Origin of the sequence: Bacillus sp. AFS055030 (genome assembly GCF_002574545.1) — a bacterium.
Lineage (GTDB): Bacteria > Bacillota > Bacilli > Bacillales > Bacillaceae_G > Gottfriedia.
In genome coordinates this window covers 103,498-130,157 of record NZ_NUGT01000009.1, presented here as the reverse complement: position 1 = coordinate 130,157, position 26,660 = coordinate 103,498, and the positions used below count along the sequence as shown (strand labels likewise).

Sequence of the window (26,660 nt, the reverse complement as noted above, 5' to 3'; positions counted from 1 at the left end):
CGGGCTTATATAGGAGGCTATATAATGGATAAACAACAACTTATTAATGAAGCGATAAAAGCTAGAGAAAACGCATATGTACCATATTCGAAATTTCAAGTTGGTGCAGCTTTGCTTACAAAGGATGGCCAAGTTATTCATGGTTGTAACATTGAAAATGCATCATATGGTCTAACGAATTGTGCAGAACGAACTGCATTATTTAAAGCATATTCAGATGGCATTACAGAGTTTTCAGCAGTGGCAGTTGTCGCTGATACTGAGGGACCTGTTGCACCGTGTGGGGCGTGCCGTCAAGTTTTATTTGAACTAAGTGGTCCAGATACAGTCGTCTATTTATCAAACTTAAATGGAGTAATAAAAGAAACAACAGTAAAAGAATTATTGCCAGGAGCATTTACATCGGAGGATTTGAATGAATAAAGAAAGTTATAAATCAGGTTTTGTCTCAATTATAGGTAGACCAAATGTAGGGAAGAGTACATTCTTAAATCGAGTAATTGGTCAAAAAATAGCTATAATGAGTGATAAACCTCAAACAACTCGTAATAAAATTCAAGGCGTTTTTACAGAAGATGATGCACAAATTGTCTTTATTGACACGCCAGGAATCCATAAACCAAAACATAAACTTGGTGATTTTATGGTAAAGGTAGCTCAAGAATCAATTAAAGATGTTGACGCTACGTTATTTATGGTAAATGCCAATGAAGGATTTGGTCGTGGGGATGAATTTATTATTGAGAAGCTGCAAGGTAGTCGTAGTCCAGTTATTTTAGTCATTAATAAAATTGATACAATTCATCCTGATCAATTATTTGATTTAATTAATAAATACAAAGATTTATTCAAATTTGCTGAAATTGTTCCAATCTCAGCATTACAAGGGAATAATGTTGATCGTTTATTAAAAGTAATTAAAAGTTATTTACCAGAAGGTCCACAATATTATCCTGCAAATCAAGTAACAGATCATCCTGAAAGATTTATCATTTCAGAATTAATAAGAGAAAAAGTATTGCATTTGACTAGAGAAGAGGTTCCCCATTCAATTGCTGTTATTATTGAGCAAATTGAAAGAAGACCAGAAGGAAATGCAATATACGTCAATGCAACTATTGTCGTTGAACGATCTTCCCAAAAAGGAATTATTATCGGTAAGCAAGGTAGCATGTTAAAAGAGGTTGGCAAGCGTGCTAGATTAGATATAGAAAACTTACTTGATACAAAAGTATTCTTAGAGTTGTGGGTTAAGGTTCAAAAAGATTGGCGAAATCGTATGTCTCAATTAAGAGATTTAGGTTTCCGTGAAGATGAGTATTAATAGGCAAAATTTAAGGGATTGGGTAAAGTATTAGAGGGCTAGAATATGACCGTTTGTTCAAGACCCAAAAACATAGTTCTTGTAATTTTGCAAGCATTTTATTTGTAATTTTAATAAATTTTATACACATGAAAATCGGGAGAGAAGGTCACATTATAAGTAAGCAGGGAAAGTAATTGGCTATAGGTAATGAGCAATGAGTTGTAGCTATTCTTGAAAGGTGGTTTCTCAATGTTGAATTTTACCTGGGATGTCTTTTCTAAAACTGGAAATGTTGAGACATATTTATTGTTTAAACAGCTTGAACAGGAACATGTGGATCAGAAAAGTTACATTGATGAAGAAATAGCTGATATTGATTCCCTACATACTTAACCTTCATCCAATTGGATGGTGAGTTAATTGTTACAGCGTGTAGAAGGAATTGTATTACGAGCTAACGCTTATGGAGAATCAAATGTTATTATTACTCTCTTAACAAGAGAATTAGGTAAGATAGGAGTTGTGGCAAGAGGAGCAAAGAAGACAAATAGTCGACTTGCTTCTGTTACACAACTCTTTACATATGGGTCGTTTTTAATTCAAAAAGGGTCTGGTCTTGGTACATTAAGTCAGGGAGAACTAATTGATTCATTTCGTGAATTAAGAAGTGATTTAGTTGCCACTGCATATGCATCAATTATTGTAGAGTTGACTGATAAAGCGGTTGAAGAGAAAAAAAATAATCCGTATTTATTTGAATTGCTCCTTCAATTACTTCAGCACATGAATGAAGGTTCTGACGCTGAAGTTTTGACTTATTTATTTATGACGAAAATGATACCTGTATTAGGATACCACCCATTTTTTGATCAATGTATAAATTGTAAATGCAGTGCGAATGAAAATATTTTTGTAGCTTTTTCTGTTAGAGAAGGTGGGTTTTTATGTCAGCGTTGTAAACATACTGATCCATATGCATTTTCAGTCACTGAAAAGTCGGTTAAGTTAATGAGGTTATTTTATCATTTTGATGTAAATCGGCTTGGTAAAATTGAGGTTAGTGATGCAACAAAGAAAAACTTACAACAAATTTTATTTTCTTTTTATGATGAATATAGTGGGATCTATTTAAAGTCACGAAAATTTTTAGAGCAATTAAAAAACATGGAAAATTTTCTGAAAACTAATAAAAATTCAGAAACCTAAGGAAGGAAATAGGCTACCTATTTCCTTCTTTCTTTTTTAAATTGTAAAAATAGTATATAATATTTATTAGAGAGTATAACATATTGGATAGTTAGGGGTGAGGGAAATCGAACTGACAAAAAGACAAACTCAAATTCTTGAAATTGTAAAAAATAATGGACCAATTACAGGTGAACATATAGCAGATAAGCTAGCACTTACTAGAGCTACGCTTCGCCCGGATTTAGCTATTCTTACAATGACTGGTTTTTTAGAGGCAAGACCGCGAGTAGGATATTATTACACAGGAAGAACAAGTGGTGCACAAGTCATTGACAGAATTAAAAAATTGACCGTAAAGGAATTTCAGGCGATTCCTGTTGTCGTAGATCGAAGTTCATCAGTGTATGATGCGATTGTTACAATGTTTCTTGAGGATGTAGGAACATTATTTGTTGTTGATCAAAATTCGGTTTTAACTGGAGTACTTTCGAGAAAAGATTTACTCCGTGCAAGTATAGGGAATAAAGATTTGCATACATTACCGGTAGATATTATTATGACGAGGATGCCAAACATTACAATTTGCTATAAAGATGATACAATTTATAATGTAGCTAAGAGTTTAATTGAAAAACAAATTGATGCTGTCCCTGTTGTTCGTGAAAGTGAGCATGGACTTGAGGTTATTGGTCGATTTACAAAAACAAATTTTACTCGTGCGATTGTAGACTTAATGAACAATGATATGTTTTAGTAAAGTTAAGAGGTGAACATATGGGCAATTCAATCGTTTATGTTGTATCAGATTCTGTTGGTGAAACAGCAGAGCATGTCGTAAAGGCAGCTATTAGTCAATTTCATGAAAAATTCGAGATTAGACGTGTACCATACGTTGAAGATAATGCAACATTAATTGAAATAGTTCAAGTAGCAAAAGAAAATAATGGTATTATTGTATTTACATTAGTAAAACCTGATATGAGAAAGAAATTATTAGAAGAAGCCAAAAGTGCAGGCGTTATCGTATACGACTTAATCGGTCCATTAATCGATAAAATTTCAACGATTCATAAACTTGAGCCTAGAAATGAACCTGGAGTTGTTCGGAAATTAGACGAAGATTATTTCCAACGTATAGAGGCAATTGAATTTGCTGTTAAATATGATGATGGAAGAGATCCAAGAGGTATAGAAAAAGCTGATATCGTCTTAATTGGAGTATCTAGAACATCTAAAACTCCTTTATCACAATATCTTGCGCATAAAGGATTTAAAGTTGCCAATGTGCCTTTAGTTCCAGAAGTAGATCCACCAGAACAACTACTTAAGGTTCCGAAAGAAAAGTGTATTGGGCTAATGATTTCTCCTGAAAAGTTAAACCATATTCGAAAAGAACGTCTTATTTCATTAGGACTTCATGACGGGGCTAGTTATGCTAATATTAAAAGGATTGAAGATGAACTAAAACATTTCAATGATGTTGTGAACCAAATTGGTTGCAAAGTTGTAGATGTTTCAAGTAAGGCAGTAGAAGAATCCGCTAATGTAATATTAAATTATTATTATCAAAGTAAGCAGATAAGATAATTAAAAATGATGAACGATTTTTATTTAGCTGACACATTAGAGTAATCTAATGTGTTTTCAACTTTTCTAATAGAACTTTTCATTAAATTAGTTCGCAAATAAAAGTTGAAATTCTTTAGTACTTATTGCTAGATTTCCTATTTAAAATAGATTATAATAAAAAATTGTATGAAATGAACTAATAATAGGTTTAACTTTTTATACTTACGAATAAACTATGAATATGTGCTTCCTAGTTTATTGAAAGATGGAAATAAAACTACATAAATCGATACATGTTTTGAAGGAATTACAAAAGACGTGTAGAAATTAATCATAAGCGATAAATAAATGGGTTAATGAAAACCAGAACTAGCAGTTGAATGCAATGCTTATGTACTACTGTTTAGACTTCTTTTTAGATAAAATGATTAATTCATATATAAATAACGAAAATAAACTTAAGTTAAAATATATGGAAATATTTTTGTCGAATTATGAAGGAATACAGTGAGTTTTATCGAATAAAATAGTATATGGAGCTGTCAGTATGGGAAACAGAATTCCCGATGAACTTGTCGAACAGGTTCGTCAGTCAGTTGACATAGTTGATGTAGTAAGTGAATATGTTCCTCTGAAAAAACAAGGAAGAAATTATTTTGGACTTTGTCCTTTTCATGGAGAAAGCACACCATCTTTTTCTGTGTCTCCAGAGAAACAAATTTTTCATTGTTTTGGATGCGGTGCTGGAGGAAATGCGATTTCTTTCATTATGCAGCTTGAAGGGCTAAACTTTCAAGAGTCTGTCCATCAGCTTGCAAAAAAGACAAATATCACTTTACCTTCAGATGCAGTTGACACAGTGAAGAATCCACAAGCTACAGAGCAAGGCATTATGCTTGAAGCTCATGAGTTTGTAAAAAAGTACTATCATCATCTATTAGTTAACACAACAGAAGGTAAACAAGCGTTAGAATACCTTCTTAACAGAGGAATTTCTAAAGAGGAAATAAAGCATTTTGAGCTTGGGGTTGCTTTAGATTCTTGGGATGCTGTTACTAAGGTGTTAGAAAAACGTGGCTATCCAATGCCGATCATGGAGAAAGCTGGTTTAGTTATTCGAAGTGAACGTGATGGTAATTACTATGATCGATTTCGAAATCGATTAATCTTTCCAATTCATAACCATCAAGGAAAAATTGTTGCATTCAGCGGAAGAATAATGGGTGAAGGATCACCAAAATATCTAAATAGTCCTGAATCTTCAATTTTCCATAAAGGAAAATTATTATATCAATTTTACCAAGCAAAGAATGTCATGCGAAAGCAAAATCGGGCAATTTTGATGGAAGGTTTTGCAGATGTCATTTCTGCGTTTAGAGCTGGTGTCCATGATGCAGTCGCAACTATGGGAACTTCATTGACAGAGGATCAAGCAAAAGTCTTGAAAACATCTGTTGATCAAATTATTATTTGCTATGATTCAGATCAGGCCGGTATTAACGCAACTGAAAAAGCAGCTAAAATTCTTCAAAAAGAAGGATTTACAATTAAAGTTGCACAAATGCCTGATGGCTTAGATCCAGATGAATATATAAGAAAATTTGGTCCAGAAAAATTTAATACCTCTATTATTGAAGCTAGTGTATCATTAATGAGTTTTAAAATGCAATATCATCGAAAAGGAAAAAATCTTTTAGATGAAACTGTAAAATTTCAGTATATTAAAGAAATGCTACAGGAAATTGCTAAACTAAGTCAATTGATTGAACAAGATTATTACTTAAATCAACTCTCAAAAGAGTTTTCTATCTCGATTGAAGTACTTAAGAAGGAATTTGGACAATATAGTAATCAGGCAAATCGTATATCTAATGTAACAGAAGTAAAAACTGATATCAAACGCGATATTACAAATAAGACACTTCTACCCGCACATGTTAGAGCTGAACAATTACTTTTAGCTCATATGTTAAATAGCAGGGAAGTAGCTGAAAAAGTAAGACAGCAATATCAGGGTCTATTCTACAATAATGATTATTCCGAGATTATAATCCATCTTTATGCTTATTATGAAGAGGGCAATGAGTCTAATATTAGTAAATTTATGAATTACCTTCCTTCAAAAAGGTTACTTGAAGTAGTTTCAAAAATTGTCAATTTACAGATAGCACCTGAACTAACAGAGCGAGAGTTAAAGGATTATTTAGATGCATTAAACAACTATGATAAACAACAACGTATACGTGAAAAAGAAATAGATCTGAAAAAAGCTGAACGTGAAGGAGATTTTGTAAAAGCTGCAACGATTCTCCAACAAATTACACAGCTAAGATCTAGTATGAAATATGTTAAATGATTCGCGAACTTTTCGAAGGAGGGGAACAGATGGCTGATAAATCGGCTCGTTCTAAAGATACGGAAACAGAAGTAACACTTGATCAAGTAAAAGCATTATTAATTGAAAATAGTAAAAAACGTGGTGTAATTACATATGAAGAAATTGCAGATCGTTTAAATGGATTTGAAATTGATTCAGATCAACTTGAAGAATTTTATGAGCAACTAGGTGAACAAGGTATTGATATTGTTGGTGACGCTGATGACGAACCTAGAGGAGCTCAATTAGAAAAAGAAGAAGAATTTGACTTAAATGATTTAAGTGTTCCTCCTGGAGTAAAAATAAATGACCCAGTACGTATGTACCTAAAAGAAATTGGTCGAGTTGATTTACTTTCTGGACAAGATGAAATCAATTTAGCGAAACGAATTGAAGAAGGCGATGAGGAAGCGAAACGACGTCTAGCGGAAGCGAACTTACGATTAGTAGTTAGTATTGCAAAACGTTACGTAGGACGTGGTATGTTATTCCTAGACCTTATTCAAGAAGGTAATATGGGATTAATCAAAGCCGTTGAAAAGTTTGATTATCGTAAAGGTTATAAATTTAGTACATATGCTACTTGGTGGATTCGTCAAGCGATTACTCGTGCAATTGCTGACCAAGCAAGAACGATCCGTATTCCAGTTCATATGGTGGAAACAATTAATAAATTAATTCGTGTTCAACGTCAATTGCTTCAAGATTTAGGTCGCGAGCCATCTCCTGAAGAAATTGGTGAAGAAATGGATTTACCACCAGAAAAAGTTAGAGAAATCCTTAAAATTGCTCAAGAGCCAGTTTCATTAGAAACACCAATTGGTGAAGAAGATGATTCACACTTAGGTGATTTCATCGAAGATTCTGAAGCAACTTCTCCAGCAGAGCATGCAGCTTATGAAATGCTAAAAGAGCAATTAGAAGATGTTCTTGATACATTAACAGATCGTGAAGAAAATGTTCTACGTTTACGATTTGGTTTAGATGACGGACGCACTCGTACTTTAGAAGAAGTTGGTAAAGTATTTGGGGTTACACGTGAGCGTATTCGTCAAATTGAAGCAAAAGCTCTACGTAAATTACGTCATCCAAGCCGCAGCAAACGTCTAAAAGATTTCTTAGAATAGGATGTTTAAAAAGAGTTTATCCGTAATAGGGTAAACTTTTTTTTCATCTAAAAGAAAATGAAAACGTTTTAATTAGTACATATGTCACAATAAAAAAATGTCAAAATATATCGAATGTCTGTTCTAAATAGATAATTGTAGTGCTATGCTACATACTAGTTAATGCTAAAACGGTTAACTAAAGAGTGATGGAAATCAGATTCTCTTAGAATGAAATTGATCTTTAATGATTTATTCTAAAAAAGAATCAAAGGATAATTTAAGCAAAAATGGTTAATATAAATTATGGAGATGCTAGTAGTAATTCCATCATTTTAAACAATTGGATATCTATTTACTTTATTTTACAGAATTGTCTTTAAATTTGCAAATACTCATTTTCTCTACTTTTTTAATAATTTTTATAATTAGTTCAATACTACTAAATATAAAATAAATTGTTTAAAGACATATTACCTATATCGTAATAGCAATTATTTAATGAAATGGTAGAATCTTTTGCTTTAGTTTTTCGTGAAAATGATTAAAATCAAATGAAAAGTAAAATGGTTGAAGAAAGGGTTAAATTGGTTTCTTAAAAAAACTTACTTATTTCATTTATCGAGAGGTGAGTTTATACAAATATAACTTGCATTTATACTATGTAGAATTTACTTCTTAATAGTAGGAAGGTTTATATAATTTTGAAATCGTTTAACAATTTTTAAATTTATCCAATATAATACTTTTTTTATTGTTTTTAATCGTATACAATAATAATGTTATAGTAATTTATATCATTTTTAAGGGGTTACATAAGGGGGATCATAATGAAACGAAATCCATTAATTCCTTTTGCATTAATTGCAGCATTAGGAATCGCAGTCATGCTAATTATTTCAATAAAAGGTGCTAAGCAAGCTGATGAAATTGCCAATGGTGATAAAAAACAAGAGCAAACAGCTTCTACTAAGCCAGACGAAATTTATGCTCAAACATGTGTTAGCTGTCATGGTGATCAATTACAAGGGGCTGTAGGACCAAACTTAACTAAAGTAGGTTCAAAATACTCAGAAGATCAAATCAAAGACATTCTTAAAAACGGTAAAGAAGGCGGAATGCCAGCTGGTTTAGTACAAGGACCACAATTGGAAGCTGTTGCTAAATGGTTATCTGAGAAAAAATAAGCAAGCATATAAAATGACCTCTTCATTAAGAAGAGGTCATTTTGGTTTCTTGACTACTATAGTGTAAAATGATGTTATGAAAATAAAATGAAATGGTGATTTTTTATGAATGAAGTTAATTTATCAAAGCGTTTAAAAAGAGTATTTGACTACATACCAGAGGGAACTAAATTAGCTGATATTGGTTCAGATCATGCTTACTTACCTTGTTATGCAGTATTAATTAAAAGATGTACCTCAGCAATTGTAGGGGAAATTACTGAAGGTCCATATAATTCAGCACGTTCTACGATTCGTCAAAGTGGGCTAGAAGGTATTGTAGAAGCGAGAATGGGAGACGGGTTAGAGGTTTTAGAACCTAACGAAGTAGATGTCATAACAATAGCTGGAATGGGTGGTTCTTTAATTTCAAGCATATTAGAAAATGGTAAAGAAAAACTTCATGGTGTTGAAACGTTAATATTACAACCGAATATAGGTGCACATCAAATTAGAAATTGGCTTGATAAAGAAGGATATTTTCTTGTGGAAGAAGATATATTAGAAGAAGATGGAAAAATCTATGAAATTCTAGTAGCTTCCAAATCAAATATAAATAGTGTATATGGCAAAAAGAAAGAGATGGAGATATTTATAGGTCCTTACTTATTAAGAGGCAAAAATGAAGCATTTAAGAAGAAATGGGAGCATGAAAAAAATAATTTTGAAAGAATCTTAACTCAACTTGAATCTGCAAAACAAACAGAGGAATCAGTTCAGAAAATGAAAGAAATCGAACAGAAACTTGAGTGGATAAAAGAGGTGCTTTCATGAAATCGATAAATGGTTTTCAAGTAGTACAGCAATTTGAAGAACTATTCCCTAAGCATTTAGCTGAGGAAGGTGATCCAAATGGTCTTCAAATAGGTACATTATCAAAACAAGTGACAAAGGTATTAATTGCATTAGATGTCACAAAAGAGGTAGTAGAAGAAGCAATTACAATAGGAGCGAACCTAATAATTGCTCATCATCCGATCATTTATCGTCCTCTAAAAAAGATTGATACAGACACTGAACCTGGTAAAATAGTGGAACTTTGTATTAAACATGATATAGCCGTTTTTGCAGCACATACAAATGTTGATATTGCAGAAACTGGTGTGAGTGATTTTTTAGCTGAAGCTTTACAATTGGAAAATACAAGCGTTCTCGCTCCTACGTATGTGGAAAAATTAATTAAATTAGTTGTATTTGTACCGAAATCACATGCAGAAGATGTATTAAATGCAATATGTGAAGCTGGAGCAGGTCATATTGGTCAATACAGCCACTGTAGCTTTAGTTCGAATGGAACAGGGGCATTTATGCCGTTAGAGGGGACAACACCATATATTGGGCAACAAGGTCAATTAGAAAAAGTTGAAGAGGTAAAGCTCGAAACAGTTGTTCCACAATTAAAATTAAAACATGTTCTGAAAGTGATGAAAAAATCTCATCCGTATGAAGAAGTAGCATATGATACATACACTCTAGAAAATGAAGGCAAGTCATTTGGAATTGGAAGAATAGGGAGCCTTAAAGAAGCAATTTCATTAGAAGAATTTGCGCATTATGTAAAAGAAAAATTAGATCTACAAGGTGTAAGAGTGGTAGGGAACTTAAGTGATCGCGTAAAGAAGGTTGCAATTGTAGGTGGAGATGGAAATAAGTTTGCCTATCATGCAAAAAGAAATGGCGCAGATGTTTATTTAAGTGGTGATATCTATTACCACGTGGCACAAGATTGGAAAATGCTAAATTTAAATATAGTGGATGCAGGTCACAATATTGAAAAAGTAATGAAATTAGGTGTTAAACGTCTTTTAGATAATAAATTAAAAGAAAAAAACATGGCTTGTGAAATTATTGCTTCAACAATTCACACGGATCCATTTACATTTATTTAAAAGTTTAAAAATAGGACTTCTGGTTAAACATCCAGAAGTCCTATTTTTTAGTCTTTTATTCTAACTTTAGGAAGTATTTTATTTAATTCTACCCCTGATTTTGTATCCCAAGTGCTTTCATCATTTGGATCATACTTCTCCAAAAATGCGATAACTTCTCGAGTAATCGGTGTTGGAGTAGATGCTCCAGACGTAATTGCTACAGTCTCAACGCCTTCTAACCATTTTAACTGAAGTTCAGTAATATCTGAAATACGATATGCCTTTGTGCCTGCAATTTCATGCGAAACTTGTGCAAGTCTATTTGAGTTATTACTCATCGGGTCACCTACGACAATTGTTAAATCAGCTTGGCTTGCTTGATCAGCAATTGCTTCTTGACGTACTTGAGTTGCCATACAAATTTCTTTATGAACATGAGCGCTAGGATACTTTTTAATTGCGTATTGAATTAATTCTACTACATCCCATTGGCTCATAGTTGTTTGATTTGTAATGATAATTTTATCAGTCGGGATGTCCAAAGCATCAATATCAGATTTATTTTGAATTAGGTGAACAATTGAAGGAGCAATTCCAACAGCGCCTTCTGGTTCCGGATGGCCTTTTTTACCGATATAAATAAAGTGATAGCCTTCAGCCATTCGTTCTTTAATTAAATCATGTGTTTTGGTAACATCAGGACATGTCGCATCAATCGTCGTAAGCCCTTTTTTTATTGCTTTTGATTTTACTTCTGGAGAAACTCCGTGAGCTGTAAAAATAACAGTGCCTTTTTCAATCTTATCTAGGATATCTAATCTGCTTGGACCATCTAACGTAATGATTCCTTCTTCTTCAAAAGCGTCTGTAACATGTTTATTATGAACAATCATACCAAGTATGTAGATAGGTCTTGGTAATGATGGGTCTTTAGCTGCATTTCTTGCAATGACCATTGCATCTACAACTCCGTAGCAATAGCCTCGTGGGGTAACTTTAATAACTTTCATGGAGTAGCCCCTCCTTTATAATATTGTTGTCATTTTTTATTATAAAGGAGGAAGATGCTACTATACAAAGAAAAAGAAAATTTACATAAACAATTTTGGTTTTGGATTTACGTTTGATGCAGTTTCTTCAATCGTATTAGATGGTTCTACTACTTCTGATTTAATTGGAGCTTTTTTTCTTTTTTTTGGTTTTGATTCGTTTGTTTGTTTAACTTCAATTATTCCACTTGCATCATTTTTTTTACTTTTTTTTGTATCAACTGGATCGTCGGTATTGACTGCTTTAAATATTTTATATATTGAAGGGAAATTTTTAATAGCAGGTGCATATTGTTGAATCATTGGCGTGACTTGTTGAGCTGCTTGAACAGCTTTTTGCATACCACCGATGACACCTGTAATCGAAGTATCTCCACCCAATAAACGCGAGAAAAATCCTGGACTGCCATCATTTTCTTTTTCGGGTGGTTGCCCAGTCATTGGGTATAGATTTTGAGTTCCTTGTTGCTGATAATTACTACTGCCTGGTGCTTGCATGACGGGCTGATTTTGAAAAGGAACAGGTTGTAAAATTTTATTTTGGTTTATATATTGTTGATGTGCGTTTAATTTCGGCTGATATGAAATTGGTTGCTGATAATGATTTTGTAGCCCAACTATTTGTTGAACTGGTGGATAAAATTGTTGTTGTTGTTGTTGTTGTTGCATAAAAGGTTGCTGCGGTGATTGGGGATAAGGATACCGTTGATTAAAATTTGGTCTTACACCGTATGGATTTTGAAAATTTTGATAAGGATGTTGATAACTATTATAATAATTTGGGCCGTTCATTGGAAAAGGCTGTTTATTTTTATTCTTAAACTTATCAAGTAATCCCAATCTAATGCCTCCTTTCAGAAATACTCTTTATTACTTAGGCTATGCACATAATTTGAAATGGTTAGTATAGGACAGAATAAAAAATAAAATGCTACTAAAGAAGAAAGAAAAATTAGAATTAGCTTTATTGGGCAAATCTATTGTATAATAGATAATTGTAGCTATTTTGTACGGGGAGAACGTTTCCTCATTACATAGAAAGTTTAAATTAAGAAGGTGAGTTATATGGCAATTTCATTTAAAAATTTTCAATTAAAACCATTTATTTTGGAAGCGATAGAGAAGAAACACTTTACAGAACCAACAGAAATTCAACAAAAGATCATTCCTCAAGTTAAAACTGGACGTAGTGTAATTGGTCAATCGCAAACAGGGTCAGGAAAGACTCATGCATATCTAATTCCGACAATAAATACATTAGATCCATCTTTAGATCAAGTGCAATTAGTAATAACTGCTCCAACTCGTGAACTAGCAACTCAAATTTATAATGATGTCCAATCAATCATTGAATGTTGTCCAGAAGATGAGCAATTAACTGCTAAAAACTTCGTAGGGGGTACCGACTATAAACGTACTGTTGAAAAACTTAAAAAACAACCGCATATTGTAGTTGGAACTACTGGACGTATTAAAGATTTAGTAAATGATAATGTGTTATTAGTCCATACTACAAAGTATTTAGTAGTAGATGAAGCAGATTTAATGTTAGACATGGGATTTATTCATGATGTAGATCAAGTTGCATCAAAAATGCCTAAGAAACTACAAATGCTTGTTTTTTCAGCGACAATTCCTGAGAAACTTAAACCGTTTTTGAAAAAGTATATGGAAAATCCTGAACATATCCATATTAATCCTCAACAACTTTCAGCTCAGAAAATTGAACATATTATTGTACCAAGCCGCCATAAGGACAAAGTTAAAATGGCAAAAGATATTTTATTGAGTTTTCAACCATATTTAGCAATTGTCTTTACAAATACGAAGAAAAAGGCTGAAGAAGTTGCGACTCAATTATCATCATATGGCTTAAAAGTTGGTCAAATTCATGGTGATTTAAGTCCTCGTGAACGTAAAAAAATGATGAAGCAAATTCAAGATCTAGAATTTCAATATATTGTTGCGACTGACTTAGCTTCCCGAGGAATTGATATTGAAGGGGTAAGTCATGTAATCAATATCGAATTACCAGCAGATTTAGATTTTTATGTCCACCGAGTAGGTCGTACAGGGCGTGCAAACTTCTCTGGAACTGCAATTACAATTTATGATCAAGAAGATGAACAAGCATTAGACAAGCTTCAAGATCGTGGAATTACATTTGAGCATCGTGAACTTAAAAAAGGTGAATGGGTTGATTTAGGACCACGCTCAAAACGTAAGCTACGTAAAAAAACGGATCGTAATTTAGATGCAGTTGCTACTAAAGCAATTAAAAAACCATCTAAAGTTAAACCAGGCTATAAACGTAAACTGAATGAACAAAGAGAATCATTTAAAAATAAAGTGAAAAGAAAAACGAGTAGGTAGTTTGAAAAAGAAAGGAAAAATATTCCTTTCTTTTTTCTTTTATAAACAGGCGAACAATTTAACCATGATCGGTTTTCATGTTAAAATGGTAAGTATGATTAATGAAGGTAGGAGCTGAAAGAATGTTACGAATAGGATCTCATGTTTCAATGAGCGGTAAGAAGATGTTTTTAGCCGCTAGTGAAGAAGCTGCAAGCTATGGTGCTAATACATTTATGGTATATACAGGAGCACCTCAAAATACTCGTCGTAAAGCAATTGAAGATTTAAATATTGCAGCGGGTTTGAAACATATGGCTGAAAATGGAATTGCTGATATAGTAGTTCATGCACCATATATTATCAATATCGGAAATACTACAAATCCAGCTACCTATGAATTAGGTGTTGAATTTTTGCAAAAAGAAATAGACCGTACAGCAGCATTAGGAGCAAAACAAATTGTATTACATCCAGGTGCTCATGTAGGGGCTGGTGAAGATGCTGGTATTGATAGAATTATTCAAGGTTTAAATGAAGTATTGACAGCTGAAACACCAGTACAAATTGCGCTTGAAACAATGGCGGGAAAAGGATCAGAATGTGGTAAATCATTTGAAGAAATAGCAAGAATTATAGATGGTGTACACTACAACGATAAATTATCAGTTTGTTTTGATACATGTCATATAAATGACGCTGGATATGATATCGTGAATGATTTTGATGGTGTTTTACAGCAATTCGATCAATTAATTGGGATTGAAAAAATAAAAGTTTTACATATTAACGATAGTAAGAATCCAATGGGAAGTCGCAAAGACCGACATGAGAACATTGGCTTTGGGTCGATTGGATTTAAAGCACTAAACTATATTGTTCACCATCCACAACTTATGGACATCCCTAAAATATTAGAAACGCCATATGTTGGTGAAGATAAAAACAACAAAGTCCCACCGTATAAATTAGAAATAGAAATGTTCCGTAATCAAGAATTCAATGAAAACTTAATTCAAGAATTATTGAAAGCTTAATACAAAGAAACCAGCTCAATTTATTAATGGGCTGGTTTTCCTTTTTTCGAAGGACACTCATAAGATAGCCACTTTCGAACTATTTTATAATTCTATTTCTACAACCTTCTTTAACTTACTATCTAAATATGAAGCAATTATTTTTCCTTCTTTAATTCTTTTTACAGTGACTACATTACTAACTATTTCGTGATCATGTTCGTCTAAATGTATTAATTTAATATAGACCACATGTGCCTTGTCACGTTCAATAAAACTACTTGCGATATTAAGGGCTAAGCTATGGCTTAAATCATCCATATGAAACATGTGTTTGAATTTCACTTCAGTATCTGTTTCTTTGTCTAAATAAATGATTTCATAATGTAGCTCATGCAAATCCATATTATTCCCCTCTCATTTCATTTTAGAATAGTTAGTTGATTCTTTGTATGAGCATTATATGACTTGTGAAATGAGCAGAGTTATATATTAAAGCTTTTTAACGAACATTTAAACCAAGCTTAAGTTAGCTTTTGAAAAATAGTATCAATTTGTTGTGCAGTGGCTTTAGAGGTAACATTTGCAATTTGGGTAAGAATTTGTTTTTTATGTTCTGCGTCATAAATATTATAATTTTTACCATTTAATATTCCTGCCACTTTATTGGCTTGATCTGGTGTAATATACACTTGATATTGTTGACTTAATTTTAATAAATCCTTTGGTGTTATACTATTAACCTTTTTATTTATGAGAGTTTGGATAATATTCATTGTGAACCTCCTCTTAGATGAAGTATTACATCAATAAATTTTATGAAAGGTTATGATAAATAATGAGCACAGGATATTAATCTTAAGTTGATTTTTCAAATATAATATGTAAAAAAGTAAGTGAGGATTTCATATGGAAATTTTAGAAGCAGCTAAAAGACACTCACATTTCCAGTAAATCCTGATACTGAAATAACGAGAATTTGAATGAGGACAGATTAAATTTATAAACTCAATTAAGCTATTAAAATAGAAAAGCTTGAATTCATGATAGAATTCAAGCTTAATTGTTTACTATTAATGTATTGCTTTTTTCTTAAACTTTCCACCTTTAACATCAGCTATATTACCGATTGCTATAAAGGCATTTTCATCATAGTCTTCAACAATCGATTTTAATTTTGCTTCTTCAAGTCTTGAAATGACTGTAAAGATGATTTTTTTATCTTCACCCATATAGCCACCTTCGCCATGAAAATAAGTAACACCACGACCTAATCTGGCGTTTAATGCATCACCGATTTCTTTATCTTGATCACTAATGATCCAAACAGATTTAGTATCCTGGAACCCTTCAATTGTTAAATCAATTGTTTTAAATGCTACATAATAGGCAATTAATGAGTACATAGCATTATCCCATCCAAATACAAAACCTGCACTTCCAAGAATAAATACATTAAATGCCATAACAACCTCACCTATTGAAAAAGGTGATGATTTTGTTAAAAGTATTCCTATTATTTCAGTCCCATCAAGTGAGCCACCATTACGAATTACTAATCCTACACCAATACCTAAACCTAATCCACCAAATAATGCAGCAAGTAAAGGATCATTAGTTAAATGAGGAAGATCCTTAAATAGGGAGGTAAATACTGAAAGTACAGTGATACCGTATAAAGTTGAAATAGCGAATGTTTTACCGATTTGTTTATAACCTACTATTACAAAAGGTAAGTTTAACAAGAATAGAAAAATACCGAGATTAATCGAAGTAATATGGGAGAGGATCAAAGAGATACCTACGATTCCACCATCAATGATTTCAGTTGGAATAAAGAATGCTTTTAAGCAAAGTGCCATTAAAGCAGCACCAAATGTAATAAAAAACCCCCGTCTAATAATCTTAAAGTTTGAAAGCTTACGATGTGTAATTGCGTTCAAAAAACCACCTCTTTATCTATATTTATATATTAATTGTAACATATTGTATTTTTTGTCACAAAGTGAAAGTGCTTATTTTATTAAAAATACATTAAATATTTTTTTAGATAATTAAGTTATTTAGAGATTTTACCCTAGATGAATTTAATTAAAAAACGAATAATATTTTGCCGAGTTTTCTTTGTTTACAAATATGAGGTATTCTCTTATACTAAGAACTTGAAATAAAACGTAATTATTCCTAAATAGATGAAGGTGTTTTAATAAATGAGTCAAAATATCATAAAAATAGAGGATTTGTCTTATAGTTATGAACGTCAAAAGGTATTAACTGACATTAATCTTCTAGTAAAAAAAGGAGACTTTTTAGGTCTAGTTGGCCCGAACGGTAGTGGGAAATCAACTTTACTAAAATGTATATTAGGGATCCAACAACCAGATGAAGGAAAAATAGAGTTATTTGGTACAGATATAAAAAAAATGAAAAGTTGGGATAAGATTGGTTATGTATCTCAAAAAGCAAATAGTTTTAACTCTGGATTTCCAGCATCGGTTTTTGAGGTAGTATCTTTAGGTCTTGTTTCTAAAATTGGATTGTTTAACGGTTTTAAAAATTCGGATAAACAAAAAGTTGTCGAAGCTTTAAAATCAGTTGGAATGTATGAATTTGCAAATCGTAACATCGGAGAACTTTCAGGTGGACAACAACAACGTGTCTTTATTGCACGAGCACTTGTAAGTAATCCCGAACTATTAATACTCGATGAACCGACCGTTGGGGTAGATGCTGAAAATGTCGAAAGCTTTTATCAATTACTTAGCGATTTAAATACGAAGCTTGGTATTACTTTATTATTAGTATCTCATGACATAGGCATTATTACTGATAAAGTATCACATGTTGCATGTTTAAATAAAAGATTACACTTCCATGGAAGCCGAGATCACTTTAAAGATGCTACTGAGAAGGATTTGTCTCTTCTATATGGCCATTCTGTGCATGTACTATCTCATAATCACGAGAATGGAGGAGATAGAGTATGATGGATTTTTTTCATTATGATTTTCTGAGAAATACATTAATCACCGGAATGATTATTGGCGTTATGGCTCCATTATTAGGTGTATTTGTTGTATTTAGGAGATTATCACTAATTTCTGATGCCTTGAGTCACGTGACATTATCAGGGGTTGCAGCAAGTCTTTTACTTGAAAAGTATTTCTTTACTTCTGGCTTTATTAGCCCTTTATTTATGGGGATGACATTTTCAGTTGCTGGAGCATTTTTAATTGAAAAATTAAGAAGTGTTTATAAACATTATCAAGAGTTAGCCATTCCAATCATTCTTTCAGGGGGAATGGGGTTAGGCGTCATTTTAATTTCATTAGCTAATGGATTTAATACGGATCTATTTAGTTATTTATTCGGTAGTGTTAGTGCCGTTTCACAAGAAGATTTAATTACTGTCATAATTATAGCTGTATTTGTAGTAATATCTATCATAGTCCTTTACAAAGAATTGTTCCTCTTATCATTTGACGAAGAATATGCTGTTGCTTCAGGTATTAATGCGAAATGGATTCATTATTTGTTTATATTATTAGTGGCATTAGTCGTATCCATTTCGATGAGAGTTGTAGGTGTTTTATTAGTATCTTCTTTAATGACTTTACCAGTAGCTGCGAGCATACGTATTTCGAAGGGCTTTAAGCAAACAATTTTCTTTTCAATCATTTTCGGAGAGTTTTCAGTTGTTGCAGGTATTTTGCTTTCATATAATTTAAATCTCGCGCCTGGTGGTACGATTGTGATCCTGCAAATCCTTATTCTTATTTTTACTTTAAGTTTGAAGAAATTAAGAACAAGTCAAAGGTAGTGATTAGATGAAATTAGCAGATGCATCAAAACTATTAAAAGATAAAGGCTTCAAAAATACGCCTAAACGATATGATATGCTTGAATATATTTTTAGGCAAAATAAATATGTAACTGCAAGAGACATTCAACAAGCATTGAAAGATAAATACAAAGGACTAAGCTTTGATACGATCTATCGTAATTTATCTACTTTTATTGAAGTTGATGTAGTGGAAGTTACAGAACTAGATGGTGAAAAACGTTTCCGATCCAAATGTTCTTCTGCTGAACATCATCATCATTTTATTTGTTTGGATTGTGGTAATACAAAAAGTATTTATAGATGCCCTATGGACAATTTATCTGTTGATTTACCTGGTTATACTGTACAAAGTCATAAATTTGAAATTTACGGTCTTTGTCCAGAATGTAGTTGAATTCGTTCTACTTTTAGAGAGTGCAAATGGTACTCTCTATTTTATTTTCGGGAGAGTAATTAAATTTTTTGAATTTATTACATAATATTCCAATTTTGTTTATACTTTAATTAGAAATTGTTTAAATTACTAAAATAAGAAAGGGGTATTTGGTATGGTCTTAGGAGATTTAATCTTTCAATTAATTGTATTTTTGATACCAGTTGCTATTATTATTTTTGTTGTATTTATTTTTCGATCAAATAGAAAAAATAGGCTTCAAATGCAGAGGCTTGAGGCAAAGCTTGATCAAATTAATGAAAACATAAAAAAAGATTAGTAGACTAATATTTCAAGTTTGAAAAGACAATAGAGTATTGTCTTTTTTTAAATTATAAGGTATAGTAAGTTTCATCAAATACGTTTAAATGTTTAAACTTATAATCATTATTGAAAATTAAATATTAAATAATATAAGTGTGAAAAGTAGGGAGTAAAAGCGATGAAGTCAAATGAGACCGTATTAATTACAGGTGCATCTGGAGGAATTGGAAAAGAATTAGCTATTTTATTTGCAAAGGATGGATTTGATTTAGTTTTAGTAGCAAGATCGATTGAGAATTTAAAGGTAGTAAAAAGTGAAATTGAATCAATGTCGAAAGTAAATGTACATCTATTTCCAATGGATTTGTCTAAGGAAAAGGAAATCGTTTCTTTACAAGAGGAATTAAATACCCAAAAAATTCAAGTTGACTATTTAGTGAATAATGCTGGGTTTGGATTATTTGGGGAGTTTGCAACTACAAATTTAGACGAAGAGTTAAACATGATTGATTTAAATATACGTACAGTTACACATCTTACAAAACTGTTTTTAAAAGGGATGATTGAACGAAATAAAGGTGGAGTGATGAATATTGCTTCTACAGCAGCATTTCAACCTGGGCCATTAATGGCTGTTTATTTTGCTACAAAGACTTATGTTCTTTCTTTTACTGAAGCACTTTCGAACGAAATGAAAGGGACAAATGTTAAAGTAACAGCTGTTTGTCCAGGTGCAACAGAAACAAATTTTGGACAACGTGCAAATATGCATGAATCAAATTTATTCCAAAGTGGAGTAGGGAATGCAAAAGATGTTGCTAAAGTAGCATATAGGGGATTTAGAGATGGAAAAACAATTGTGATTCCTGGAATAAAGAATAAAATACTAGCAAATTCTGTTCGATTCATGCCAAGAAAAGTAGTTACGAACGTTGTAAGGTATATCCAACGAAGAATATAATTGATCAAAACGACTCAGGTAGTTTCCTGAGTCGTTTTGTTCTTTTTTATTTGTTTTTTTCCGCTAAATAGAGGGGAATTCGCTCTATTGTTGAATAATATGCATAAGGGCAAGATGTTTAATAAACTTATAGCCTAGGAGGCTGAGTGGTTTGCAGGAGCTCAAAAAATATAGAAGAAATGTCTTCATATTATTGTTTATTATCTTTATTTCATTTATAGGACATTTTGCGAACTCATTGCCAATTATTAGCAGAAGAATCTTAGAAGGGATTTTTTGGCTTTCTTTAATCAGTTGTTTTGGAATAATTACAAATGGAGTAATTAAGTTTAGTCAAAAAATCGGTAAGCTAGCGTACTTTTTTGTTTTAGGTAGTTTAATTAGTGCAATTTTTGCATTTACAATCGAAACTTTAAAAACAATTAAGGTTATTTCATTTTATATTTATTATATCTGTCTTTTTGCAAGTCTAATTACTGGTGTAATAGCAATTATTAAAGAAGAAAAAGGGTTAGCAAAATTATCTGGATTTATACTGATGTTTTTATTTGGATTAATCTTTGTATGTACTTTTATTGTGTGGAATATAAACGGTGCGAGGTATTAGCGTGAGACTGTTTGATAAGTCCTTTCCAATTAGAGATACTAAAAACTTTAACTACAGAATGATGATCCGCGAAAATAAGATGTTATGAAATTCCCATAAAAAATTAAAATGAAATGAGAAAAATAAGAGGATGTTCCAAAAGTTTATACTTTTAGGTCATCCTCTTTCTTTTTTAGTATTCTATTTCTTCAATATCCTTTGGCTGCGGAAGTGGTTGGTTATTTTGTTTGCTTTGATTTAGATTATTTATTTCATCTTCTCTTCTATCTCTGATTAGATTGTTTTGCTTTTCGCGATTTTTCAAGTTAATTGCTCCCTTCGATTCGGTTAAAGTTAATTTGTGCAAAATTAATTATTTTATAAGTCAGGGAGGGGACTTTAAGGCATGAGCAAATCGGTTAACCATTAATTTCTACTTTTTGATTAAATAGATTATTAAAAATAGATTGCCACTCTTCTTGGCTTTTTATTTCAGTTATACAGATTCTATGATTTTTAGTTACTTTTAATTGGTGATCTGATAGTGAAATTCTTCCTTCTTTCGTTAATAAGTTGACGATTTTATATTGGGTGAAAATTGTTTCATTACTAGTTTGGCAGTAACGAAATTGTTTTTCAAATTGTTGAAGTTGCTTTGGAATAGTTGAAATGAACAGTAAATCTTTCCAAGAACCATTGAATTTTTGAAGGATGAAATTCGAATTGTCTTGTTCGATCATTCGATAGGATCCATTTGAATCGGAGTACTCATAATGATCACGAAGCAAGAGTGGTTCTAAAAACCCCCCACCAATTCCTACGTCAGCGAGATAGTTTTGTTCGTCAATTTTTACTAAAATAGATAAATGTGAGAATTCGGGATTCCAACACTGTTTTTCTTCATTCCAAAATTTAGTTGAAATATATGATACATTAAAACCAATTTCCTGTAAGACTGAAAAAAGTAATGAATTCGTTTCAAAACAAATTCCACCTCGTTTACCTGAAGCAATTTTTTTCATAACTTTAGAAGGGGTCATTGAGAGTGGTATTTTAGAAATAATATCGATATTTTCGAATGGTATTGAAAGTAAATGATACTTATGAATTTGCTTTAATGAGGAATATGAAATTGTTTCGGTTTGTTTCAAACGGATGTGTTTAAAATATGATTCGATTAGCATGCAATCCTCCAAAAAATTTAATTGTAAGTCGTAAATATAATGAGTATACAATGAGGATTGGTTAAGAAGTATATAATAAGAGAAATAATTTTAATTTTTCTAAAATCATAGTTGACACATAGGAATAGTGTGTTTATTATTAAGCTTATATAAAAAATCAATATGGCTGATTGGAAGACCAAAGGCCCTTAACTATATTCTTTAGTTAAGGGTCTTTTTGCATTTTAAAAGGCTAAATCCTTAAAGGGGAGATTTTAATGTGTTGAAGTATAGAGATGGGTATAAATAAAAATCGCAATATTGCAAATGAAAGGGGAAGATCATTGTGGGGGCAAAGAAATGGATTATTAGCTCGGTAGTTGTTGTATTAGCAGTTTCGGGAGTGTTATATGCAACCTTAAAAGACGATCAATCAGAGGTAACCAATACTAAAGCAGCAAGTAAAAAAGTGGAATTGTTGAATGTTTCTTATGATCCAACACGCGAATTATATGAAAATTATAATAGAGCTTTTAGTCATTATTGGGAAAAAGAACATGACCAAACTGTAACAATTAAACAGTCTCATGGAGGTTCTGGTAAACAAGCTAGAGCAGTAATCGACGGTTTAGATGCTGATGTAGTTACACTAGCTTTAGGATATGATATTGACTCAATTAATGAAAAGGCACAACTAATATCCCCTAATTGGCAAAAAGAATTTGAATACAATTCAACTCCTTATACATCAACAATTGTCTTTTTAGTAAGGAAAGGAAATCCAAAAAATATTAAGGATTGGGATGATTTAACGAAAAAAGGAGTTCAAGTAATTACACCAAATCCAAAAACTTCAGGTGGTGCAAGGTGGAATTATTTGGCTGCTTGGGGTTATGCAGACAAAAAATATAATGGTGATGAAAAAAAAGTAAAAGCGTTTATGAAGAAATTATATAAAAACGTTCCAGTATTAGATACTGGCGCACGTGGTTCAACAACTACATTTGTTGAAAAAGGAATTGGAGATGTATTAATAGCATGGGAAAATGAAGCCTTACTTTCAGTGAAAGAATTAGGTGAAGGGGAATATAAAATTGTTTATCCTTCGATTAGTATTCTAGCTGAGCCACCTGTTGCACTTGTTGATAAAAATGTAAAGGAAAAGAAAACTGAAGAAGTGGCAAAAGCCTACATATCTTATCTTTATAGTAAAGAAGGTCAAAAGATTATTGCAGAAAATTATTATCGTCCGAGAGATAAAGAGATTCTCGAAAAATATAGTAAACAATATCCTAGCCTGCCATTGTTAACAATTGATAAAGATTTCGGAGGATGGGGTAAAGCGCAATCAAAACATTTTAATGATGGTGGAGTATTTGATCAAATTTATCAATAATACGTAATTGGAAAATAAGAAGGACTTGGACTTTTAGGCTTTTCACTAAAACTTAAGCCAAGTCTTCTTTATTTTAAGGAGGATTGACAATATTTGTTTAAGAAGCGAAATAGAATCCTACCTGGATTTGGATTAACATTTGGATTTTCAATATTATATATAAGTTTTTTTATTTTTCTTCCGGTATCGATGCTGTTCTTACATTCTTTTGATATAGGTTGGTCTAAATTTTTAAAGATTATTAGTGAAGATAGAGTACTAATGTCTTATAAAGTCAGTTTTGGAACTGCCTTTATTGCTGCGATTATTAACGCTGTTTTTGGTTTATTAGTAGCTTGGGTGCTTGTACGTTATCGTTTTCCTGGAAAACGGATTGTCGATGCTTTCATTGATTTACCTTTTGCATTACCGACTGCAGTTGCTGGTATTACTTTAACAACATTGTATTCTCCAGATGGTTGGATAGGAAAATTTTTTTCTTTTAAAATTGCTTATACACCACTTGGGATTATTATAGCTCTTACATTTATTGGGTTACCATTTGTCGTTAGAATGGTTCAACCGGTTCTTGAAAATTTTCAAAAAGATGTCGAGGAAGCAGCGGCAAGTTTAGGTGCAAACCGTTTTCAAATTTTTTGGAAGGTAATTTTCCCAGGGATTTTACCAGCGTTATTGACTGGATTTTCTTTAGCATTTGCAAGATCATTAGGTGAGTATGGGTCTGTCGTGTTTATTTCTGGAAATATGCCAATGAAAACTGAAATTACACCGTTGTTAATTATGACAAAATTGGAGCAATATGATTACTCGGGTGCAACCGCACTTGCAGTTGTTTTATTAGTAATTTCTTTCTTACTCTTATTGATCATTAGTATTTTTCAAAGATATGCAAATCGTGCATTTGTTAAAAGGGGGTAAGGGTTAAGAATGGAACGAGAGTTTAAGATTGAGAGAAAAATAGAAGTGAATGCTAGTACAGAAAAAAGAGTAGCATTAAACACCAATACGATTCAGATCATATTAATTGGTATTGTCATACTTTTTTTAGCGCTATTTTTATTTCTACCATTAGTTTCGATTTTTATAAAGGCTTTACAAGATGGTTTTGGTGTTTATAAAGAAGCGATTGTAAATGATGAGACATTAGCAGCAATTAAATTGACGTTTTTGGTAACGATTATTACTTTACCGCTAAATGCGATTTTTGGCGTTTCAATCGCATGGGCTACAACGAAATTTAATTTTAAAGGAAAAAATATATTAGTAACTTTAATTGAACTACCTTTTGCAGTATCGCCTGTTGTAGCAGGATTTTTATTTGTTTTATTGTTTAGTCCGAATAATGGGATTTTTGGTGGTTGGTTAAAGGAACATAATTTGAAAATCATTTTTTCCACTCCGGGAATTGTTTTAGCAACAATTTTTGTCACATTGCCTTTTGTAGCGAAAGAATTAATTGCAGTTATGCAGGCGACAGGGAGTGCTGAAGAAGAAGCTGCACTTACTTTAGGTGCGAACGGATGGCATATTTTTTGGAAGGTGACACTTCCGAAAATTAAATGGGGACTTTTGTATGGCATTATTTTATGCAATGCAAGAGCTGTTGGAGAATTTGGTGCTGTATCAGTTGTATCTGGACATATTCGTGGGGAAACAATTACGATGCCACTTCATATTGAAAATCTATATAATGAGTACCAATTTCCACAAGCATATACAGTTGCGTCACTTATGTCCATTTTCGCGATTCTGACATTAATTATAAAGAATATTATTGAATGGAAAGTTCTAAAGGAAGAGAAACATTAGGAGTGGATTGTATGTCAATTAAAGTTTCAAATGTCATAAAAAGTTATGAAAATGAAGCTGCCTTAAAAGGAATTAATTTAAATATAAAAAAAGGGGAATTGGTTGCTTTATTAGGTCCATCTGGATCAGGTAAAACAACTTTGTTACGAATTATTGCCGGATTAGAAAATCCAGATTTAGGTGAAATATTTTTTGAAGATCAGGATGTAGCAAATGTGCAAGTAAAAGAAAGAAATGTAGGATTTGTATTCCAGCATTATGCTTTATTTCAGCACATGACTGTTTTTGAAAATATTGCATTTGGTTTAAAAGTTAGGCCAAGAGCTACACGTCCTATAAAAAGAAAAATTAATGAGAAAGTGATGGAATTATTATCATTAGTCAAATTAGAAAGTTTTGCTAATCGTTTTCCTTCTCAATTATCTGGTGGACAAAGACAACGTGTTGCATTAGCTAGGGCATTAGCTGTTGAACCAAGTGTATTATTATTAGATGAACCATTTGGGGCATTGGATGCAAAAGTTCGTAAAGATTTAAGAAGATGGTTACGAAAACTCCATGATGAAATCCATATTACGAGTATATTTGTAACGCATGATCAAGAGGAAGCGCTTGAAGTTGCAGATCGAGTTGTTATTATGAATGGCGGGACGATCGAACAAATTGGAACACCTGAAGAAGTTTACCATACACCAGCAAGTCCGTTTGTTTATGATTTTCTTGGTAAAGTAAATTTATTTCATGGAAGGATAAATAAGGGCAGCCTAATTAGTGGAGGATTAGAAATCCCATTACCAGAATTAGTTGAACAAGATCATAAAGAACATAAAGAGGTTACGGGGTATGTTCGTCCTCATCAAATTACAATCGAAAAATTTGAAACAAATCAAACTTCAATCAGTGCAATCGTAACCCATATTCATGCTGTAGGTCCGATCGTTTATGTGGAAGTCCTACGGGAAGATACAAATGATTATGTTGAAATTGAAATCATGAACGATTTTTTCTACGAACTTAATATTCAACTTGGGGAAAGGGTATTTGTTCGTCCTAATGAATTGAAAGTATTTATTCCTCAAGATTATTCGATTTAACATAATAGGAAAAGAATAAAAAAAGGTTAAGGAGCAATTAAATTGTCCTT

General features: G+C 32.1%; 30 protein-coding genes. 23 read left to right on the top strand and 7 right to left on the bottom strand.

Going from position 1 to position 26,660, the window contains the following annotated elements; all coding sequences use genetic code 11:
- Positions 1 to 24 precede the first annotated feature (24 nt).
- The 11 genes from CN925_RS03850 (at position 25) to CN925_RS03800 (ending at position 10,661) form a co-directional block, all read left to right on the top strand.
- Positions 25 to 423, top strand: a complete 399-nt coding sequence (locus CN925_RS03850) for a cytidine deaminase (RefSeq protein WP_098844948.1) — start codon at positions 25 to 27, stop codon at positions 421 to 423.
- Entirely contained in the window at positions 416 to 1,324 is a 909-nt protein-coding gene (era, locus tag CN925_RS03845) for a GTPase Era (RefSeq protein ID WP_098844947.1), read from the top strand. The genes CN925_RS03850 and era overlap by 8 nt, the downstream gene beginning before the upstream one ends.
- Before the next feature lie 231 nt (positions 1,325 to 1,555).
- Entirely contained in the window at positions 1,556 to 1,699 is a 144-nt protein-coding gene (locus tag CN925_RS03840; RefSeq protein ID WP_069034173.1) for a YqzL family protein, read from the top strand.
- 27 nt (positions 1,700 to 1,726) lie between these two features.
- Positions 1,727 to 2,512, top strand: a complete 786-nt coding sequence (gene recO, locus CN925_RS03835) for a DNA repair protein RecO (RefSeq protein ID WP_098844946.1) — start codon at positions 1,727 to 1,729, stop codon at positions 2,510 to 2,512.
- Between the two features lie 97 nt (positions 2,513 to 2,609).
- On the top strand, positions 2,610 to 3,248 hold the full coding sequence (gene ccpN, locus CN925_RS03830) for a transcriptional regulator CcpN (RefSeq protein WP_098844945.1): 639 nt from the start codon (positions 2,610 to 2,612) through the stop codon (positions 3,246 to 3,248).
- Positions 3,249 to 3,268: 20 nt separating this feature from the next.
- Positions 3,269 to 4,081: a pyruvate, water dikinase regulatory protein gene (locus tag CN925_RS03825; protein ID WP_098844944.1), complete on the top strand. Its 813-nt coding sequence runs from the start codon at positions 3,269 to 3,271 to the stop codon at positions 4,079 to 4,081.
- A gap of 529 nt (positions 4,082 to 4,610) precedes the next feature.
- Positions 4,611 to 6,419, top strand: coding sequence for a DNA primase (gene dnaG / locus CN925_RS03820; protein WP_098844943.1), 1,809 nt, complete (start codon positions 4,611 to 4,613; stop codon positions 6,417 to 6,419).
- Positions 6,420 to 6,448: 29 nt separating this feature from the next.
- Positions 6,449 to 7,567, top strand: a complete 1,119-nt coding sequence (rpoD, locus tag CN925_RS03815) for an RNA polymerase sigma factor RpoD (protein ID WP_087998883.1) — start codon at positions 6,449 to 6,451, stop codon at positions 7,565 to 7,567.
- An 809-nt stretch (positions 7,568 to 8,376) separates the two neighbouring features.
- Positions 8,377 to 8,733 carry a cytochrome c550 gene (cccA, locus tag CN925_RS03810; protein ID WP_098844942.1) on the top strand — a complete coding sequence of 119 codons (357 nt, stop codon included), beginning with the start codon at positions 8,377 to 8,379 and terminating at the stop codon, positions 8,731 to 8,733.
- Positions 8,734 to 8,838: 105 nt separating this feature from the next.
- Positions 8,839 to 9,546 carry a tRNA (adenine(22)-N(1))-methyltransferase gene (locus CN925_RS03805; protein WP_098844941.1) on the top strand — a complete coding sequence of 236 codons (708 nt, stop codon included), beginning with the start codon at positions 8,839 to 8,841 and terminating at the stop codon, positions 9,544 to 9,546.
- A complete protein-coding gene (locus tag CN925_RS03800; protein ID WP_098844940.1) occupies positions 9,543 to 10,661 on the top strand; it encodes a Nif3-like dinuclear metal center hexameric protein in 1,119 nt (372 codons plus the stop codon). The genes CN925_RS03805 and CN925_RS03800 overlap by 4 nt, the downstream gene beginning before the upstream one ends.
- Before the next feature lie 47 nt (positions 10,662 to 10,708).
- Here the strand turns inward: CN925_RS03800 and CN925_RS03795 are convergent, their stop codons facing one another.
- Positions 10,709 to 11,653 (bottom strand): 4-hydroxy-3-methylbut-2-enyl diphosphate reductase, encoded by a 945-nt coding sequence (locus tag CN925_RS03795; protein ID WP_098844939.1) that lies wholly within the window; start codon positions 11,651 to 11,653, stop codon positions 10,709 to 10,711.
- A gap of 81 nt (positions 11,654 to 11,734) precedes the next feature.
- Positions 11,735 to 12,532: a VrrA/YqfQ family protein gene (gene vrrA, locus CN925_RS03790; RefSeq protein ID WP_098844938.1), complete on the bottom strand. Its 798-nt coding sequence runs from the start codon at positions 12,530 to 12,532 to the stop codon at positions 11,735 to 11,737.
- Positions 12,533 to 12,757: 225 nt separating this feature from the next.
- Here vrrA and CN925_RS03785 point away from each other — a divergent pair, with 225 nt between their 5' ends.
- Together CN925_RS03785 and CN925_RS03780 are read left to right on the top strand one after the other, a co-directional pair.
- The gene (locus CN925_RS03785) at positions 12,758 to 14,065 is read left to right on the top strand and encodes a DEAD/DEAH box helicase (RefSeq protein WP_098844937.1); all 1,308 of its coding nucleotides are present in this window, start codon (positions 12,758 to 12,760) and stop codon (positions 14,063 to 14,065) included.
- Between the two features lie 122 nt (positions 14,066 to 14,187).
- Positions 14,188 to 15,081, top strand: a complete 894-nt coding sequence (locus CN925_RS03780) for a deoxyribonuclease IV (protein ID WP_098844936.1) — start codon at positions 14,188 to 14,190, stop codon at positions 15,079 to 15,081.
- Between the two features lie 84 nt (positions 15,082 to 15,165).
- On the opposite strand, the gene CN925_RS03775 is transcribed toward CN925_RS03780, so the two are convergent.
- The 3 genes from CN925_RS03775 to CN925_RS03765 form a co-directional block, all read right to left on the bottom strand.
- On the bottom strand, positions 15,166 to 15,465 hold the full coding sequence (locus CN925_RS03775; RefSeq protein ID WP_098844935.1) for a hypothetical protein: 300 nt from the start codon (positions 15,463 to 15,465) through the stop codon (positions 15,166 to 15,168).
- Positions 15,466 to 15,584: 119 nt separating this feature from the next.
- Complete coding sequence (locus CN925_RS03770) at positions 15,585 to 15,836, bottom strand: DUF2624 family protein (protein ID WP_098844934.1); 252 nt, start codon at positions 15,834 to 15,836, stop codon at positions 15,585 to 15,587.
- 297 nt (positions 15,837 to 16,133) lie between these two features.
- Positions 16,134 to 17,003 carry a YitT family protein gene (locus CN925_RS03765; RefSeq protein ID WP_286138259.1) on the bottom strand — a complete coding sequence of 290 codons (870 nt, stop codon included), beginning with the start codon at positions 17,001 to 17,003 and terminating at the stop codon, positions 16,134 to 16,136.
- A gap of 267 nt (positions 17,004 to 17,270) precedes the next feature.
- Here CN925_RS03765 and CN925_RS03760 point away from each other — a divergent pair, with 267 nt between their 5' ends.
- The 6 genes from CN925_RS03760 to CN925_RS03735 all read left to right on the top strand — a co-directional run bounded on the left by CN925_RS03760 (position 17,271) and on the right by CN925_RS03735 (position 21,169).
- The gene (locus CN925_RS03760; protein ID WP_098844933.1) at positions 17,271 to 18,047 is read left to right on the top strand and encodes a metal ABC transporter ATP-binding protein; all 777 of its coding nucleotides are present in this window, start codon (positions 17,271 to 17,273) and stop codon (positions 18,045 to 18,047) included.
- Positions 18,044 to 18,880 carry a metal ABC transporter permease gene (locus CN925_RS03755; RefSeq protein WP_098844932.1) on the top strand — a complete coding sequence of 279 codons (837 nt, stop codon included), beginning with the start codon at positions 18,044 to 18,046 and terminating at the stop codon, positions 18,878 to 18,880. The genes CN925_RS03760 and CN925_RS03755 overlap by 4 nt, the downstream gene beginning before the upstream one ends.
- Before the next feature lie 7 nt (positions 18,881 to 18,887).
- Positions 18,888 to 19,298, top strand: a complete 411-nt coding sequence (locus tag CN925_RS03750; RefSeq protein WP_098844931.1) for a Fur family transcriptional regulator — start codon at positions 18,888 to 18,890, stop codon at positions 19,296 to 19,298.
- Positions 19,299 to 19,452: 154 nt separating this feature from the next.
- Positions 19,453 to 19,617, top strand: coding sequence for a DUF4083 family protein (locus CN925_RS03745; protein ID WP_098844930.1), 165 nt, complete (start codon positions 19,453 to 19,455; stop codon positions 19,615 to 19,617).
- Between the two features lie 162 nt (positions 19,618 to 19,779).
- The gene (locus CN925_RS03740; RefSeq protein ID WP_098844929.1) at positions 19,780 to 20,562 is read left to right on the top strand and encodes an SDR family NAD(P)-dependent oxidoreductase; all 783 of its coding nucleotides are present in this window, start codon (positions 19,780 to 19,782) and stop codon (positions 20,560 to 20,562) included.
- Positions 20,563 to 20,713: 151 nt separating this feature from the next.
- Positions 20,714 to 21,169: a hypothetical protein gene (locus tag CN925_RS03735; protein WP_098844928.1), complete on the top strand. Its 456-nt coding sequence runs from the start codon at positions 20,714 to 20,716 to the stop codon at positions 21,167 to 21,169.
- Between the two features lie 172 nt (positions 21,170 to 21,341).
- On the opposite strand, the gene CN925_RS21510 is transcribed toward CN925_RS03735, so the two are convergent.
- Both CN925_RS21510 and CN925_RS03730 read right to left on the bottom strand, forming a co-directional pair.
- Entirely contained in the window at positions 21,342 to 21,473 is a 132-nt protein-coding gene (locus CN925_RS21510; RefSeq protein WP_286138258.1) for a hypothetical protein, read from the bottom strand.
- 94 nt (positions 21,474 to 21,567) lie between these two features.
- Positions 21,568 to 22,332: an arylamine N-acetyltransferase family protein gene (locus tag CN925_RS03730; RefSeq protein ID WP_098844927.1), complete on the bottom strand. Its 765-nt coding sequence runs from the start codon at positions 22,330 to 22,332 to the stop codon at positions 21,568 to 21,570.
- 322 nt (positions 22,333 to 22,654) lie between these two features.
- Between CN925_RS03730 and CN925_RS03725 the strand changes: the two genes are divergently transcribed.
- The 4 genes from CN925_RS03725 to CN925_RS03710 all read left to right on the top strand — a co-directional run bounded on the left by CN925_RS03725 (position 22,655) and on the right by CN925_RS03710 (position 26,610).
- Positions 22,655 to 23,707, top strand: coding sequence for a sulfate ABC transporter substrate-binding protein (locus tag CN925_RS03725; protein ID WP_098844926.1), 1,053 nt, complete (start codon positions 22,655 to 22,657; stop codon positions 23,705 to 23,707).
- A 93-nt stretch (positions 23,708 to 23,800) separates the two neighbouring features.
- Entirely contained in the window at positions 23,801 to 24,625 is an 825-nt protein-coding gene (gene cysT, locus CN925_RS03720; RefSeq protein WP_098844925.1) for a sulfate ABC transporter permease subunit CysT, read from the top strand.
- A gap of 9 nt (positions 24,626 to 24,634) precedes the next feature.
- Positions 24,635 to 25,516: a sulfate ABC transporter permease subunit CysW gene (gene cysW, locus CN925_RS03715; RefSeq protein WP_098844924.1), complete on the top strand. Its 882-nt coding sequence runs from the start codon at positions 24,635 to 24,637 to the stop codon at positions 25,514 to 25,516.
- A gap of 11 nt (positions 25,517 to 25,527) precedes the next feature.
- The gene (locus tag CN925_RS03710; RefSeq protein WP_098844923.1) at positions 25,528 to 26,610 is read left to right on the top strand and encodes a sulfate/molybdate ABC transporter ATP-binding protein; all 1,083 of its coding nucleotides are present in this window, start codon (positions 25,528 to 25,530) and stop codon (positions 26,608 to 26,610) included.
- Positions 26,611 to 26,660 lie beyond the last annotated feature (50 nt).

What these genes read in the sequence shown, in the direction of transcription:
- CN925_RS03770 (WP_098844934.1), bottom strand. Translation starts at nt 15,836, where the DNA reads ATGAATATTATCCAAACTCTCATAAATAAAAAGGTTAATAGTATAACA.
- CN925_RS03740 (WP_098844929.1), top strand. Translation starts at nt 19,780, where the DNA reads ATGAAGTCAAATGAGACCGTATTAATTACAGGTGCATCTGGAGGAATT.
- cccA (WP_098844942.1), top strand. Translation starts at nt 8,377, where the DNA reads ATGAAACGAAATCCATTAATTCCTTTTGCATTAATTGCAGCATTAGGA.
- CN925_RS03850 (WP_098844948.1), top strand. Translation starts at nt 25, where the DNA reads ATGGATAAACAACAACTTATTAATGAAGCGATAAAAGCTAGAGAAAAC.
- CN925_RS03750 (WP_098844931.1), top strand. Translation starts at nt 18,888, where the DNA reads ATGAAATTAGCAGATGCATCAAAACTATTAAAAGATAAAGGCTTCAAA.
- CN925_RS03780 (WP_098844936.1), top strand. Translation starts at nt 14,188, where the DNA reads ATGTTACGAATAGGATCTCATGTTTCAATGAGCGGTAAGAAGATGTTT.
- CN925_RS03710 (WP_098844923.1), top strand. Translation starts at nt 25,528, where the DNA reads ATGTCAATTAAAGTTTCAAATGTCATAAAAAGTTATGAAAATGAAGCT.
- CN925_RS03795 (WP_098844939.1), bottom strand. Translation starts at nt 11,653, where the DNA reads ATGAAAGTTATTAAAGTTACCCCACGAGGCTATTGCTACGGAGTTGTA.
- CN925_RS03800 (WP_098844940.1), top strand. Translation starts at nt 9,543, where the DNA reads ATGAAATCGATAAATGGTTTTCAAGTAGTACAGCAATTTGAAGAACTA.
- CN925_RS03755 (WP_098844932.1), top strand. Translation starts at nt 18,044, where the DNA reads ATGATGGATTTTTTTCATTATGATTTTCTGAGAAATACATTAATCACC.
- CN925_RS03825 (WP_098844944.1), top strand. Translation starts at nt 3,269, where the DNA reads ATGGGCAATTCAATCGTTTATGTTGTATCAGATTCTGTTGGTGAAACA.
- rpoD (WP_087998883.1), top strand. Translation starts at nt 6,449, where the DNA reads ATGGCTGATAAATCGGCTCGTTCTAAAGATACGGAAACAGAAGTAACA.
- CN925_RS03775 (WP_098844935.1), bottom strand. Translation starts at nt 15,465, where the DNA reads ATGGATTTGCATGAGCTACATTATGAAATCATTTATTTAGACAAAGAA.
- CN925_RS03785 (WP_098844937.1), top strand. Translation starts at nt 12,758, where the DNA reads ATGGCAATTTCATTTAAAAATTTTCAATTAAAACCATTTATTTTGGAA.
- CN925_RS03840 (WP_069034173.1), top strand. Translation starts at nt 1,556, where the DNA reads ATGTTGAATTTTACCTGGGATGTCTTTTCTAAAACTGGAAATGTTGAG.
- era (WP_098844947.1), top strand. Translation starts at nt 416, where the DNA reads ATGAATAAAGAAAGTTATAAATCAGGTTTTGTCTCAATTATAGGTAGA.
- CN925_RS03760 (WP_098844933.1), top strand. Translation starts at nt 17,271, where the DNA reads ATGAGTCAAAATATCATAAAAATAGAGGATTTGTCTTATAGTTATGAA.
- cysW (WP_098844924.1), top strand. Translation starts at nt 24,635, where the DNA reads ATGGAACGAGAGTTTAAGATTGAGAGAAAAATAGAAGTGAATGCTAGT.
- CN925_RS03745 (WP_098844930.1), top strand. Translation starts at nt 19,453, where the DNA reads ATGGTCTTAGGAGATTTAATCTTTCAATTAATTGTATTTTTGATACCA.
- dnaG (WP_098844943.1), top strand. Translation starts at nt 4,611, where the DNA reads ATGGGAAACAGAATTCCCGATGAACTTGTCGAACAGGTTCGTCAGTCA.
- CN925_RS03805 (WP_098844941.1), top strand. Translation starts at nt 8,839, where the DNA reads ATGAATGAAGTTAATTTATCAAAGCGTTTAAAAAGAGTATTTGACTAC.
- CN925_RS03730 (WP_098844927.1), bottom strand. Translation starts at nt 22,332, where the DNA reads ATGCTAATCGAATCATATTTTAAACACATCCGTTTGAAACAAACCGAA.